General features: G+C 66.8%; 13 protein-coding genes and 2 pseudogenes. 7 read left to right on the forward strand and 8 right to left on the reverse strand.

Translation table 11 applies throughout. The features are described 5' to 3' along the window. Positions 1-42: 42 nt before the first annotated feature. Positions 43-1,500 carry a TolC family outer membrane protein gene (locus GJ693_RS08575; protein ID WP_156255906.1) on the forward strand — a complete coding sequence of 486 codons (1,458 nt, stop codon included), beginning with the start codon at positions 43-45 and terminating at the stop codon, positions 1,498-1,500. A gap of 13 nt (positions 1,501-1,513) precedes the next feature. Here the strand turns inward: GJ693_RS08575 and GJ693_RS08580 are convergent, their stop codons facing one another. From GJ693_RS08580 to argB, 3 genes are all read right to left on the reverse strand, one after another. Beyond that, entirely contained in the window at positions 1,514-3,505 is a 1,992-nt protein-coding gene (locus GJ693_RS08580; RefSeq protein ID WP_156255895.1) for a S9 family peptidase, read from the reverse strand. Between the two features lie 64 nt (positions 3,506-3,569). Further along, positions 3,570-3,947, reverse strand: coding sequence for a cupin domain-containing protein (locus GJ693_RS08585; protein ID WP_156255896.1), 378 nt, complete (start codon positions 3,945-3,947; stop codon positions 3,570-3,572). A gap of 58 nt (positions 3,948-4,005) precedes the next feature. Next, positions 4,006-4,905, reverse strand: coding sequence for an acetylglutamate kinase (gene argB / locus GJ693_RS08590; protein WP_156255897.1), 900 nt, complete (start codon positions 4,903-4,905; stop codon positions 4,006-4,008). 26 nt (positions 4,906-4,931) lie between these two features. Between argB and GJ693_RS08595 the strand changes: the two genes are divergently transcribed. Further along, on the forward strand, positions 4,932-5,339 hold the full coding sequence (locus GJ693_RS08595) for a hypothetical protein (RefSeq protein ID WP_156255898.1): 408 nt from the start codon (positions 4,932-4,934) through the stop codon (positions 5,337-5,339). Here GJ693_RS08595 and GJ693_RS08600 read toward each other — a convergent pair. From GJ693_RS08600 to GJ693_RS08610, 4 genes and pseudogenes are all read right to left on the reverse strand, one after another. Beyond that, positions 5,328-5,777 (reverse strand): hypothetical protein, encoded by a 450-nt coding sequence (locus GJ693_RS08600; RefSeq protein ID WP_156255899.1) that lies wholly within the window; start codon positions 5,775-5,777, stop codon positions 5,328-5,330. The genes GJ693_RS08595 and GJ693_RS08600 overlap by 12 nt on opposite strands. Before the next feature lie 7 nt (positions 5,778-5,784). Further along, the gene (locus GJ693_RS08605; RefSeq protein WP_156255900.1) at positions 5,785-6,654 is read right to left on the reverse strand and encodes a 3-hydroxybutyryl-CoA dehydrogenase; all 870 of its coding nucleotides are present in this window, start codon (positions 6,652-6,654) and stop codon (positions 5,785-5,787) included. Between the two features lie 58 nt (positions 6,655-6,712). Then, a pseudogene (locus GJ693_RS17730) lies at positions 6,713-6,814 on the reverse strand (PEPxxWA-CTERM sorting domain-containing protein); the annotation flags it as partial. Between the two features lie 183 nt (positions 6,815-6,997). Further along, a pseudogene (locus tag GJ693_RS08610) lies at positions 6,998-8,179 on the reverse strand (esterase-like activity of phytase family protein); the annotation flags it as partial. 128 nt (positions 8,180-8,307) lie between these two features. On the opposite strand from GJ693_RS08610, the gene GJ693_RS08615 reads away from it, so the two are divergent. From GJ693_RS08615 to GJ693_RS08625, 3 genes are all read left to right on the forward strand, one after another. Continuing rightward, complete coding sequence (locus GJ693_RS08615) at positions 8,308-9,087, forward strand: SDR family oxidoreductase (RefSeq protein WP_156255908.1); 780 nt, start codon at positions 8,308-8,310, stop codon at positions 9,085-9,087. 6 nt (positions 9,088-9,093) lie between these two features. Beyond that, positions 9,094-10,440, forward strand: coding sequence for an alginate export family protein (locus GJ693_RS08620; RefSeq protein ID WP_156255901.1), 1,347 nt, complete (start codon positions 9,094-9,096; stop codon positions 10,438-10,440). A 213-nt stretch (positions 10,441-10,653) separates the two neighbouring features. After that, on the forward strand, positions 10,654-10,938 hold the full coding sequence (locus GJ693_RS08625) for a hypothetical protein (protein WP_156255902.1): 285 nt from the start codon (positions 10,654-10,656) through the stop codon (positions 10,936-10,938). A gap of 66 nt (positions 10,939-11,004) precedes the next feature. On the opposite strand, the gene GJ693_RS08630 is transcribed toward GJ693_RS08625, so the two are convergent. Then, positions 11,005-12,570, reverse strand: a complete 1,566-nt coding sequence (locus tag GJ693_RS08630; protein ID WP_156255903.1) for a long-chain-fatty-acid--CoA ligase — start codon at positions 12,568-12,570, stop codon at positions 11,005-11,007. A 94-nt stretch (positions 12,571-12,664) separates the two neighbouring features. On the opposite strand from GJ693_RS08630, the gene GJ693_RS08635 reads away from it, so the two are divergent. Continuing rightward, positions 12,665-12,976 carry a YggT family protein gene (locus GJ693_RS08635; RefSeq protein ID WP_156255904.1) on the forward strand — a complete coding sequence of 104 codons (312 nt, stop codon included), beginning with the start codon at positions 12,665-12,667 and terminating at the stop codon, positions 12,974-12,976. Continuing rightward, positions 12,973-13,842: a bifunctional methylenetetrahydrofolate dehydrogenase/methenyltetrahydrofolate cyclohydrolase FolD gene (gene folD / locus GJ693_RS08640; RefSeq protein ID WP_156255905.1), complete on the forward strand. Its 870-nt coding sequence runs from the start codon at positions 12,973-12,975 to the stop codon at positions 13,840-13,842. Before GJ693_RS08635 ends, folD begins: the two co-directional genes overlap by 4 nt. Positions 13,843-13,948: the final 106 nt, after the last annotated feature.

Consider the following 13,948-nt stretch of genomic DNA (forward strand, 5'->3'; position numbering starts at 1 on the left):
CGCCGCCACCCCGCCCGCCCGCAAGCCGGCCGCCTCCCGGCCCTGGCCGCCGCCCTTGTCGGCGTGTCGTTGCTGGGCCTGTCGCCGGCCGCCGCTGAAACCCTGCAGGGCGCGCTGGCCAAGGCCTATCAGACCAATCCGACGCTCAACGCCGCGCGCGCCAACCTGATGGCGACGGACGAGAATGTGCCGATCCAGCGCGCCGCCGCGCTGCCGTCGCTGCAGCTCAATTCCACCTATAACGAGAACGTGCTGATCCCCGGCGGCCAGTTCATCATCATCCCGCGCACCCTGCAGTCGCAAGGCCAGTTGACCGTGCCGATCTATCAGGGCGGCCTCGTCAAGAACGGCATCAAGGCGGCCGATGCGCGCGTGTCGGCCGGCGAGGAAACTCTGCGGGGCACCGAAGCCAGCGTGTTCAGCCAGGTCGTCGCGGCCTACAATGACGTGCTGCGCGACAGCCAGATCGTCGAGTTCAACCGCGCCAACGTGCGCACGCTGGAAACCAATCTGCGCGCCACCCGTGACCGCTTCGAAGTGGGTGACCTTACCCGCACCGATGTCGCCCAGTCGGAAGCCCGGCTGAGCCAGGCCCAGGCCGATCTGCGCAATGCCGAGGCCAATCTGATCGCGTCCAAGGAACGCTATATCCAGCAAGTGGGTGAGCCGCCGACCAACCTCACCCAGCCGCCGCCGCTGCCCGGCCTGCCGGCCAACGTCGATGAAGCGGTGGAAATTGCCATCAAGGAAAATCCCGATATTGCCGCGGCGATCAAGACGGCCGAAGCCGCCGGTTATGACGTGAAGACCGCCCGCGCCGCCCGCCTGCCGACGCTGAACGGCTTTGGCACAGTGTCGCGCACTGACAATTTCGGCGGCGCCATCGTGCCACAAGGCTTTCCGGCCCAGCCGTCGTCGCAGACCTCGGCCGTGGTCGGTGCCCGCCTGGCCCTGCCACTCTACCAGGGTGGCCGCCCGTCGGCGCAGATTCGCCAGGCCCAGGCCCGCAGCTCGGCTGCACAGGAAACCCAGATCGGCACCGAACGCGGTGTCATCCAGCAAGTGCGCGCCGCCTATGCCAGCTGGCAGGCCAGCCTTGACGTGATCAAGTCGGCCGAGGCAGCGATCGCCGCCAATAGCCTGTCGCTGGAAGGCGTGCGCGCCGAAAATGGCGTCGGCAACCGTACCATCATCGAAGTGCTGAACGCCGAACAGGAACTGATCAACAGCCGCGTGCAGCTGGCCACCGCCCGCCGCAACGCCTATGTCGCCGCCTTCTCGCTGCTTGCCGCCATGGGCAATGCCGAGGCGCGCGACCTCGATCTGCAAGGCGTCAATCTCTACAACCCGCGCGAGAATTATCGCCGCGCCAAGGCCAGCATCTTCGACTGGTCGGAACGCGATGCGCCGGCCATCCGCTCCACCCGCACCGTCACGACCCCGGCGCAGACCGCCGCCGGCCAGGTCGCCGACGACGCCAGCGCCACCGCGCCGAAGTAAGCGGCTGGCGCCGTTACGGCGCCAGCTTCGGTTTCAGCCAGTCCACCCAACGCCGCCATACGTCGCGGGCGCGGATCGGATCGGCCGGGCTGTGGCCGGGCACCGGATAGGCGACGAACTTCACCTCCACCTTGTTGTCAGACAGGGCGCGGTAGAGCTTGTAGGCCTGCGGGATGGTCACCCGCCAATCGCCGACATCGGCCATGATCAGCGTCGGCGCGCGCGCCCGCCAGGCATATTGGATCGGCGATTGCCGGGCATAGCTGGCCATGTTGTCGCCCACGAACGGTGACGGGCCGTATTGGCCGGCCCGCGCCCGGTTGGTGTCGGCGGTGCTATATTGATCGAGGATATCGGTCACCGGCGCACCAGCCACGGCGGCCTTCCAGGCATCGGGATAATTGCCGATCAGCCAGCTGGTCATCATGCCGCCATAGGACCAGCCGCTGACCGCCATGCGGCTGCCATCGACCAGCCCGCGCTGTTTCAAGAGGGCGACGCCGGCCATGATATCGCGGCCCGGCCCGGCAGCGGCATCGCGCAATATGGCTTCCTGGAACACGTACCCGCGGTTGTTGCTGCCGCGGTAATTGGGTTCGAGCACCAGCCAGCCCTGCGCGGCGAGGATCTGCGGCGACGGCGAGAAGCTTTGCCGCGACGCCGCCACCGGCCCGCCGTGGATATAAAGCACCAGCGGCCGCCTCTGGCCCGGCCGGTAATCCGGCGGATAGGTGAGCACGCCATCGGCGGTGTAGCTGTCGCTTTTCCAACTGATGCTTTCCTGCCGGCCCAGCGCCACACCATCGGTCGCGGTCTGCAGCGCGGTCAGCACCACCGGCTTTTCGCCCGGCGCCGGCAGCAGATAGATCTCGGCCGGATGATCGGCAGTGGTGGCGGTCATGGCGATGGCGCCGTTGCTGCCGATCTCGGCGCTGGCTGGATCGAGTTCGCCCAGATCGATCCGCGTTGCCTTGCCGTCTTTCGCCACCCACAGGCCATTGTGGGTGCCATCGGTGCCGCTCAAGACCACGGTCTGGCCATCGGGCATCCAGCCGACGAGATCCACCGCGACGTCGAGATCGGGCGCAGCGTCACGCGCGCTGCCGCCGCCGGTCGGCGCGATCATCACCCGGCTCTGGTGCGCCGCCACGCCGCCGCGCGGCATGACAAAGGCGACGCTGCGGCCATCGGGCGAGAGCTGCGGCACCTCCTGCCGGGCGCTGGCTGGCACCAGCGGCTGCACGGCGCCAGTCGTCACCTCCACGCGCATCAGGCGGCCGGTGTCGGCATCGCCGGTGGCCGGGGTGGCGGCCTGGACGAAGATGATCGCCTTGCCATCCGGCGTCCAGTTCAGCTGCGACGGCGGGCCACTGGGCGGCAGCGACAGCGGCAGTGACCGCGGGCCGCTGCTCAGCCGCTTCACCGCGCCGGTCGCCAGCGTCACGGTCCAGATGTGGATGGGCTGGCGGGCGCTGCGGTCGAGATAATTGTGATTGCCGACCTCGAACGCGTCTTCGAACTTGGCTTCGCCGGTCTTTTCCGTGGCCACATCGGCGGCGGCAAAGGCGAGGCTGGCGCCATCGGGCGCCCAGGCGAACTGGGTCACCGGCGTCTTGCTGCTGGTCACCGCGCGCGCATCGCCGCCATCCATCGACAACAGGAAAACCTGTGCCTTGCCGCCGTCGTCCTGGGCCAGGAAGGCGATGCTGCGGCCGTCGGGCGACCAGCGCGGGCTGGCGACGCCCTGGCGGCCCTGGGTGAGCACACGGCTGGCCTTGCTGGCGACATCGATCAGGGTGAGCGCGCCATCCCAGCGATTGTCGGTGAGATTGGCGCGGGCAATGACACTGAGCACCGCCTTGCCATCGGGGGACAATATCGGATCGCCGAGCCGCACGATCTTGGGCAGATCATCGGGCGAGAAGCGCCTGGCCTGCGCCAGCGCTGGCGTTGCCAGCACAAGGGCAATGGCACCCCCAAGACTCAAGATGGTGCGTGCATTCATGGATGGTCCCCCTTGTGATGCCCAAGGCTAGCAGCCGCCCCCGGCGCCAGCAATCCGGCCAAATTCAGGGCACCGGAACCGTGCGCGGCGCGCCCTTGCTCTTGATGAAATAGGCCAGGAATCGCGCCCGCTGCATGGTGCTGGGGTTGCGGCCGACCGTGTGGATGTCGGACGGGCGTTCATAAAATGTCTGGCCCACGCCGAGCAGCTGCACGGGCTGGCCCTTCACCTGCATCTCGATCTGGCCTTCCAGCACATAGACCAGCACATGCGCATTGTGGCGGTGCGCCGGGCTGGCGCCGCCGGGCGGCAGCACCACCTCGACCAGTGTCATCTCCTTGCCAGGCATGTCGGCCAGCGCCTTTTCGAACAGCGGCACGGGCGGGGCCTGCGCTGCGGCCGGCAAGGCCAGCAGGGCGGTGGCGAGCAGCAGGGTCTTCATCGGCCATCCCTTCACTTGGGGTACGCCAGAGCCTAGGCCCGGAATGCGGGAACGGCAATCAGCCGGCCCTGACCAGCGTGCCGGCGCCCTTCCTCGTGAAGATTTCCAGCAGCAGCGCATGGCTGATGCGGCCATCGAGGATGACCGCGGCGTCCACCCCGGCATCCACAGCGGCGACGCAGGTTTCCAGCTTGGGGATCATGCCGCCGGTGATGGTGCCATCGGCGATCAGTCCAGCGATATCGGTCGGCGTCAGATCGGTCATCAGTGCGCCGGCCTTGTCCAGCACGCCGGCGACATCGGTGAGCAGAAACAATCGCGCCGCTCCCAGCGCGCCGGCAATGGCGCCGGCCATGGTATCGGCGTTGATGTTGTAGGTGTGGCCATCCTGGCCCACTGCCACTGGCGCAATCACCGGCACGATTCCGGCGCTGGTCAGCGTGTCGATGATGCTGCGGTCAACGCTCGCCGGTTCGCCAACAAAGCCGAGATCGACGGCCTGCTCGATGGCGCTGCCCGGGTCCTTGGTGGTGCGCTCCACCTTGGTCGCGGTCACCAGCCCGGCATCCTTGCCACTGATGCCCACCGCGCGGCCACCCGCCTGCGCGATGTGCGCCACGATTTCCTTGTTGATGCTGCCGGCCAGCACCATTTCGGCAACTTCGGCGGTCGCGGCATCGGTGACACGCAGGCCATCGACAAAGCGGCTCTCGATGCCCAGCCGCTTCAACAGATTGCCGATCTGCGGCCCACCACCGTGCACAACCACCGGGTTGATGCCCACCGCCTTCAACAGCACGATGTCCTCGGCGAAATCGCGCGCCCGCTCGGCGTCGCCCATGGCATGGCCGCCATACTTCACCACGAAGGTCTTGCCGGCATAGCGCTGAAGATAGGGAAGCGCCTCGATCAGCGTTTCCGTCTTGGCAAGCATGTCGGGGTGCGGGGCGTGACTCATGGCGGCGCTTTAGCCATTATCCGGCCATGGTGGAAGCAGGCTATTCGGGCACGCCGCTGCGCAGGAAACTGGGCGTGACGGCGGCACAGCGTTGGTGGCGGCTGGCGATGCCGGATGACGTCGCTGCCGCGATCGATGCTGATGGGCCACCGCTACTGCTGGCCGCGCCCGAAGCGAGGCTGGATGGCGCCCACCTCTTCGTCACCAGCCGCGCCGTGCTGGCGGCCGAACTGGCCCGTCTGCGCCCGCTGCTGGCCCCGGCCGGCATGATCTGGGTGAGCTGGCCCAAGAAGGCGGCCAAGGTGCCGACCGACATCACCGAAGACGTGATCCGCGCCGAGGCGTTGCCGATGGGCTATGTCGATGTGAAGGTGTGCGCCGTCGATGCGGTATGGTCCGGCCTGAAGCTGGTGATCAGGAAATCAGAGCGTTAGCACCAGCGATCCGCCAACCGGCACCGCCGCCCATTGCCGGGTCAGGTCGGCGATGCGGGCCCTTATGGCGGCGATGGTTTCGCCGCTGATGGGCAGGGGCGTGTCGCCGCGCTCCTCGCAGGTGACGCGATAAAGCGCGATGAAGTCGGCGTCGGCCATCGGGCCACCGCTCCAGCCTTCGCCCTGGAACATCTCGACCAGCCGCTCAACGCTTTGCGCGTGGCGGTCGTCCAGACCCAACCGAAACCCGCCGTCGCCGCCGGCGGCGATCAGGCCGAGGAAGCCTGGCGTCGTCACTTCCGCCTCTACAGCGAAATGCACCATGTCATGCGGGATGATGCCCTGTTTCGGGCATTCGATCAGCGGGCGCGGGCCGTCGGCCGCTTCGATCAACAGCCGGTCAAATTTGCCGCTGCCCTTGGTGAAGGTGAGTTTCATCGAAACCTCAGCGCGTCGGGACGGGCTCCGCGCCCGTGTAATCATAGAAACCGCGGCGGGACTTGCGGCCCAGCCAGCCGGCTTCGACATATTTGATCAGCAGCGGCGCCGGCCGATATTTGGGATCGCCGGTACCGTCCTGCATCACCTTCATGATGCTGAGCAGCGTGTCGAGCCCGATGAAATCGGCCAGCGTCAGCGGGCCCATCGGATGGTTGGCGCCCAGCTTCAGCCCGGTGTCGATATCAACCACGCTGCCCACGCCATCGCCCAACGCAAAGATCGCCTCGTTCAGCATCGGGCACAGCACGCGGTTGACGATGAAGGCCGGCGCATCGCCCGACAGGATCGCCGTCTTGCCCAGCTTTGCCGCGAAGCCCTGCATGGCGGCCGTGGTTTCGGACGACGTGGCCAGGCCAGGGATGATCTCGACCAATGCCATCATCGGCACCGGATTGAAGAAATGCAGCCCGCAGAAGCGATCGGCACGGCCAGTGGCAGCGGCCAGCCGGGTGATGGAAATCGACGACGTGTTGCTGGCCAGCAGGGCGCCTGGCTTCAGCACATCGCGCAGGCCGGCAAAGATCTGGGCTTTGGTTGCCTCATTCTCGGTCGCCGCCTCGATCACCAGATCGGCGGCCGCGAAGTCGGCGGTGGCCGTGGTCAGCGCGATGCGACCCAGCGCGGCATCGGCCTGGTCCTGGGTCAACACGCCCTTGCCGACCTGGCGGGCCATGTTCTTCGCGATCGTCGCCTTCGCCGCTTCGCAGCGGTCCATCGCCACATCGGACAGGATGACATCATAGCCGGCCTGCGCTGCGACATGGGCAATGCCGTTGCCCATCAGACCTGCGCCAATCACCCCGATCGTCTGCACGTGCGTCTCCGTTCTAGCCGGAACGACGCTTTAGCGGCTTCTGCCGCTCCGGCAAGGATCAGGCGCTGACAATGGCGAGGCGGCGGCGGCGCAAGACGGCGCCGGTGAGGCCAAAGCCCGCGATCAGCATCGCCCAGCTCGCCGGTTCGGGCACGCCGAACAGGGCGCTGTCAAACAGGGCGGCATCGGCGCCGGTGATGGCAAAGCTGTAGATCCGCGACGGGATCAGGGCCTGGCCATCCGGGCAGGCGGCGCCCAGTGCCACCTGGGTGAAACTGCCGCCGCCGGCACAGACGTCGAACTGCACGTTGCTGCCGTTCTGGGTGACCGAAAAATCATTGTCGGTGGCGAGCAGCAGGGCAAAGCCGCCGCCGGCGAGGCGCGGGCCGATGGCGAGGCCCTCAAGCTTTTCGGGCAGGATGGTTTCGCCGCCGGCCAGCAGCGCCGCCTGCACATCGAGAAACAGCAGCTTGCCCACCGGCGTCACGCCGCCGGGCAGGGCATTGCTGCCGGCCAGGCTGATGCCGCTGACGTCGGTCGCGCCCGCAAGATCGATCATGTACACCCGCTTGGAAGCAATATCGCCGTTGGGGCTGATCAGATTGTCCGGGCCCTGGCCGCGGTTGTCGCGCTCGATCACCAGGAACTTGGTGCCGCCGATCCAGGTGATCGAGGAAACGCCGATGCTGCGGCCCTGGTTGGTGGCCGAAAACGGGCTGCCGGGCACGCGGGCGTTGATGCTGGCCAGCGCTTCCAGTTGATAGATGAACTGGCCGGTGGACTGGCCGGTGGCGACATCGAACTGCACGATGCGCAGATTCTGGCTGCGGCGGCCATCGTTGGAGGCGCCTTCGTTGACCAGCGGGTCCTGCAAGATGCCCCAGGCGGTCTTGCCGTCGGCCGAGATGGTCAGCCCTTCAAAGCCGCGATTGTCCTGCCGACCGCTGACAATGGTGGGCCGGCCGTTGGCATAATCGGGATTGTTGCTGGCATCGCGCGGCAGGATGTTGGCCGGCTGAGTAAAGGCGCGGACAAAGCGACCGTTGGACTGAACCTCATAGATGGATGGGCCATATTCATCGGCGACGAGGAAATTGCCATTGGGCAAGCGCACGATGCCTTCGGAATCCAGTGCCGGTCCCAGGTTGCGGGCGCCGCCCGGTTGCAGGCCGGGGTTGAGCCCGCTGTAGACCTGGCCATTGGCCTGGCGGAACAGGGTGGTGCGCTGCAGCTGGAAGTTGCTGATGCCACCGCTGGCGCTGAAATCGACATTGAACTGTTCGATGCGCGGCGCCCAATCGATGGTGCCGCCGCCGGGGCCGCGATCACTGATGCCATAGAAGATCTGGCGGCGCGGATCGAAGAACAGGTCGGAACCGAAGCTGAGCCGGTTGGAATTGGGGCCGCTGCCGATCGTCGCGAGGTCGGTGCTGTTGCCCGCCACTTCGATCTTGCCGGCAAAACTGACGGCAGCGGACGCCGGAACGGCTGCCAGCATGGCCGCGGCAAGAAGCATGATGCGCATGATGTCCCCCTTTGATGCTGATGCAGGGATTAACCATGGGGCATGAAACCGGCGTGACGCTTGCGGGGCAGTTTTGTGACGCCGGCAAGCGGCTTGACCGGAGCGACCAGTGCGGCGACACCAGCGCCATGCACAGACTGAACGGCAAGACCGCCCTCATCACCGGTGCTGCGCGCGGTATCGGCGAGGCCATCGCCCGGCGGTTCGCTGCCGAAGGGGCGATGGTATGGGTGACCGACATTGATCCGGCCGGCGCGGCCGTGGCGGCCAGCATCGGCGGGCGCTTTGCCCTGCTCGACGTCGCCGACGAGGCGGCGTGGGACCAGGTGATGGCAGAGGTCGGTCCGCTCGACATCCTGGTCAACAACGCCGGCATCACCGGCTTTGAAGGCGAACCGGCGGCGCATGATCCCGAACATGCCAGCCTCGCCGAATGGCGGCGCGTCCATGCCGTCAATCTCGACGGCACCTTCCTCGGCTGCCGCGCCGCGATCCGGGCGATGCGCCGCAACCGAGCTGGCAGCATCATCAACATCTCGTCACGCTCCGGCATCGTCGGCATCCCTGGCGCGGCGGCCTACGCCAGTTCCAAGGCGGCGATCCGCAATCATACGAAATCGGTGGCGCTCTGGTGTGCGCAACAAAGCCTCGCCATCCGCTGCAACTCCATCCACCCCGCCGCGATCATGACGCCGATGTGGGAGCCGATGCTGGGCAGCACGCCAGAGGAGCGCGAAGCCGCGATCAAGGCCTTTGTCGGCGATACGCCGTTGAAGCGCTTCGGCACCGCCGACGAGGTCGCCGCCATGGCCGCCTATCTCGCCAGCGATGAAAGCGCCTATGTCACCGGCAGCGAATTCCACATCGACGGCGGTATCCTCGCCGGCTCGGCTGCTTCGCCCGAATAGCACCGCGTGCTTCGCCTTCCCTTCCTGCGCCGCCCCGCCGGCTGGGGTGTCCTCTCCGGCTTGGTGCTGGCAGCCCCGGCGGCGGCGGCAGACTGGTTCGACCTTTCCGGCTATCAGCGCAGCCGCATCGAGGCGGTGAGTGGAGACATCAGGCCGGGCGGCAGCGAACAATCGGCATTCATGCTGCGTACCGTGGTAGCCGCCCGGCTGGGCGATGGCCCGGTGCGGCTGAACGCGGAGCTGTGGGACGTCCGTGCCTATGCCATCGCGCCGGGCACGCGGTTGGGCACCGGCGATGTGAATGCGCTGGAACCGGTGGTGGCCAATGTCGCGGCTGATCTGCGCGGGCTGGCCCGCCGCCTCGGACCCGGCGGCCGCGCCACGATCACGGCCGGGCGCATGATCGTCAATGTCGGCAGCCGGCGGGTGGTGGCGGCCGAGGATTATCGCAACACCATCTCGGCCAGCACCGGCCTGCGGCTTGATCTGGGCAACCGGCAGTGGGGCGGCTCCCTGCTGTGGATCATGCCGCAGCAACGCCTGCCCGACGGTCCCGCCCGGGTGCGCCGCAATGCGGTCGTGCTCGATCGCGAGAATCTTGATGTCACCCTGTGGGGCGCCGACCTTGTGCGGCACCTGCATGGTCTCGATCTCGAAGCCTCTGCCTTTCACTTTGCCGAGCATGACCAGCCTGGCCTTGCCAGCCGCGACCGCCAGTTGACCACCGCCAGCCTGCGCCTGTTGAAACCGCGCAACGCCGGCCAATGGGACGGCGAGGTGGAGGCGGCCTGGCAATGGGGCGCCGCCAGCCGCAGCATCAGTGCCGCCGCGCCGCGCCTGCCGGTCGCGGCCTGGTTCGTGCACGCCGATCTGGGCCACAGCTGGGCCGGGCCATGGTCGCCGCGTCTGTCGCTGGTGGCCGACATGGTGAGTGGGGACCGGCCCGGCGACACCATCCGCCGTTTCGACCCGCTGTTCGGGATCCGGCAGCCCGATTTCGCACCCGGTTCGCTCTATGCCTTGATCGGCCGCACCAATGTGATGGCCGTCGGGGTGCGCGGGGATATGGCCAACAAACGCAGTGACGCCAGTATCAGCGTGAAGCCGATGTGGGCGCAAAGCCGCACCGACCAGTTCAGCCAATCGGGCGCCCGCGATCCGGCCGGACTGTCCGGCCGCTTTGCCGGCTGGGAAATGAGCAGCCGCGTGCGCCACTGGCTGGTGAAGGACCGACTGCGCGTGGAGGCGGACGGCGTACTGATGCTGCGGCGTGGCCTGTTGCGCAACGCGCCCGGCCTGCCGGCGGGCGATCAAATTGCCTATGGCAGCCTGTCGCTGCAGGCCAGTTTCTGATTCCGTCTGAAACCGTTCAGATCGCAAAAAAGCACCTTATCTTCAGCAAAAGACAAGAATTTTCCTTCTGTTAAGAAATTCATGGAAATAATATTTCCAGATTCTACCGAATTGATAGGATTTAAATTCAGCGATGTGCTAAACAAAGATTGTTGGAATGCTTTGACAGGGCAATAGCCGACATGGCCGATCATTGGCCAAAGGACATATCGCATGAAATCATTTACCCAGATCCTGATCCTTGGCGCCGCAACGTTGGCGCTTGCCGCCTGTTCGCAGAACACCAAGGACGCCACCAGTGATGCCGCCCAGTCGGCTGCTGATGACACCGCCAACAATGTCGATAAGGCCGGCAACGCCGTCGACAAGGCCGCCGAAGATACCGGCAAGGCCATCGACACTGCGGGCGACAAGGCCGCAGCGGCCGCCGCCGAAGCCAAGCAGAACACCGGCGAGGCCGTCGAAAAGGCCGGGCAGGACATGCAGAAGCCGTCGTAACCACGACGCGCATCGCAGATGGGGCAGCCCGGCCAATCTGCCGGGCTGCCCTTTGCGTGTCTGGCCTCAGCCCACCCGGCGTTCGTGCCCGGCCCAGAACGGCTCGCGCAGGTCTTTCTTCAGGATCTTGCCGCTCGGATTGCGCGGCAGCACATCGATGAAGTCGACGCTCTTGGGCACCTTGTAGCCGGCGATGCGGGTGCGCGCGAAGGCGATCAGCTCGTCGGCCGTCACCTCGCCCTTCCTAACCACGATCGCTTTCACCGCCTCACCCCAGCGCGCATCGGGCACGCCGATCACCGCGCAATCGGCCACCGCCGGATGCTCATGCAGGGCGTTCTCAACCTCGGCCGGATAGATATTCTCGGCGCCGGACACGATCATGTCCTTCACCCGGTCGTGGATATAGAGATAGCCATCGGCATCGAGGTAGCCGGCATCGCCGGTGTGATACCACCCGTCGATCACCGATTTGGCGGTGGCTTCCGGCTTGTTGTGATAGCCGGCCATCACGCTGACCGACTTGATGCAAATCTCGCCCACGTCGCCTGGCCCGAGTGTGCGGTTGTCGCCATCGACAATCTTCACCTGGTTGCCCGGAAAGGGCTTGCCGCAGCCGCGCATGCGCTGGTTGCCGGCCGGATCATGATCATAAGGCGGCAGATAAACGACCGTGCCGCAGGTTTCGGTGGCGCCATAGCATTGGATGAAGCCGGCATTGGGAAAGGCCGCCATGGACCGACGCAGCACATCGAGCGGGATCGGCGAGGCACCATAATAGAGTTCGGTCATCGCGGTGAGGTCGGCCGGCGCGCTTTCCAGATACTGGCAGATGGCGAGCAACACCGCCGGGACCGCGAACATGCGGGTGATGCGTTCGCCGGCGATGGCGTTCACCATGCCCGGCACGTCAGGGCGGGGCAGGATCACCATCGTCGCGCCGGCCTCCAGTGCGTGCAGCGCCCAGCCGCTGCCGCCGATGTGGAACAGCGGCATGGCGACCAGCGCCACGTCATCCTCGTCCCAGCGGCCCCAGTCTTCGCCGGTCAGCTTGCCCTTCTCGATGGTGCCGAGCAGCTGGTGATGGCTGAGCAGTGCGCCCTTGGGGAAACCGGTGGTGCCGCTGGTGTAGAGCTGCAGCGCGATATCGTCGGGGCTGATCGCGGGCATGGCGGCATCGGGCTGGTGGCCGGCGATCCATTCGGCAAAGGCCGGTCGGCCTTCGAACGGCGCATCGAGCAGGATCACGCTCTTCAGAGCGGTCGTGCCGCGCGCCTCTTCCACCAGCGGCAGGAAGCCGGTTTCGGAGATGATGATGCCGATGCCGGCATCGCCCAGGATATAGGCGATCTCGCGCGCCACCAGCCGGGCGTTGATCGCCACCAGCACCGCCCCCAGCCGGAAACAGGCACACATCAGCGTGACGTAATCCGGATGGTTCAGCGCCAGCCAGCCGACCCGATCGCCCTTGCCCACCCCCGCACTGCGCAGCGCGGCCACCGTCCGCAGCACGCGCTCGTGCAACTCGGCATAGGTCCAAACTGCGCCGTCCACCCTGATGGCCGCCTTGCCCGGCGTGGCAGCGGCGTGGTGGTCGGTGATGTCGGCAAGTGTCGTGAACTGCGTGGCCATGCATCTTCTCCCCGCCCGTGCTTGTGCCGCCAGCCACGGCTTTTTGCCACTCTCCATTGCGGGAAGCGTCATGGCTCTGTAAGGCACTGGGCCCATGCAAAACACGACCCTCGCGCTGGTGAACATCTTCATCATGGCCACCCAGGTGTTGATCTGGGGCCTGGTGGTGTGGGCGATTTCCAGCTGGCTGGTGGCCTTCAACGTGGTCAACACCCGCAACCCGGTGGTCAGCGGTATCCTGAACGCGCTCGATCGCATTTATGATCCGTTGGTGCGCCCGATCCGCCGCTTCCTGCCGGATTTCGGCGGCATTGATCTGTCGCCACTGGTGCTGTGGCTGGTGCTGTCGGGCCTGCAGCAGCTGGTGCCGGCGCTGGTGATGGATTCAGGGCTGCTGCTGCAATGAGCGCCATCCTGATCGACGGCAAGGCGCGCGCCGCCGCGCTGCGCGCCGAGGTGGCGCAGGGCGTCGCTGGCTTCGTGGCGACGCACGGCCGCGCGCCCGGCCTGACCGTGGTGCTGGTTGGCGATGATCCGGCCAGCGCCGTCTATGTCGGCTCCAAGGGCAAGGCGACGCGCGAAGCCGGCATGATCTCCGGCGAATATCGCCTGCCGGCCGACACGCCGGAAGCCGATCTGCTGGCGCTGGTCGCCAAGCTGAACACCGATCCGGCGGTGGACGGCATCCTGGTCCAGATGCCGCTGCCCCGGCATATCGACAGCGATCGGGTGATCGCTGCCATCGATCCGGCCAAGGATGTCGATGGCCTGCACCCGGTCAACACCGGCCTCTTGGTCAGTGGCCGCAAGGGGCTGGTGCCGTGCACACCGTCGGGCTGCCTGCTGCTGATCAAAGAGTCGATGGGTGACATCGCCGGTGCCGAAGCCGTGGTGATCGGGCGCTCGATCCTGGTCGGCAAGCCGATGGCCGCGCTGCTCACCAACGCCAGCGCCACCGTTACCCTCGCCCACAGCCGCACCCGCGACCTGGCTGCGCACATAGCCCGCGCCGATATCGTTGTCGCCGCCGTCGGCATTCCCGGCATGGTGAAGGGCGAGTGGATCAAGCCGGGCGCCTGTGTGATCGATGTCGGCATCAACCGCATCGCGCTGGACGGCGGCAAGAGCCGGCTCGTGGGGGACGTGGATTTCGACAGCGCTGCTGCCCGCGCCGGCTGGATCACGCCGGTGCCCGGCGGCGTTGGCCCGATGACCATCGCCTGCCTGCTTGCCAACACGCTGGCGGCGGCGCGCGCTCGGGCCGGCGCCTGATGCTGGCGGCGCTGCTGCTGGCGGCGGCTGTGCCGGCGCTGCCGGCCGGGCCGGTCGCCGATGCCGAGCGCGCCTTTGCCGCCGATGCGCAGACCAGCGGCCAGTG

The organism is Sandarakinorhabdus oryzae, from assembly GCF_009733735.1.
Taxonomy (GTDB): domain Bacteria; phylum Pseudomonadota; class Alphaproteobacteria; order Sphingomonadales; family Sphingomonadaceae; genus Sandarakinorhabdus; species Sandarakinorhabdus oryzae.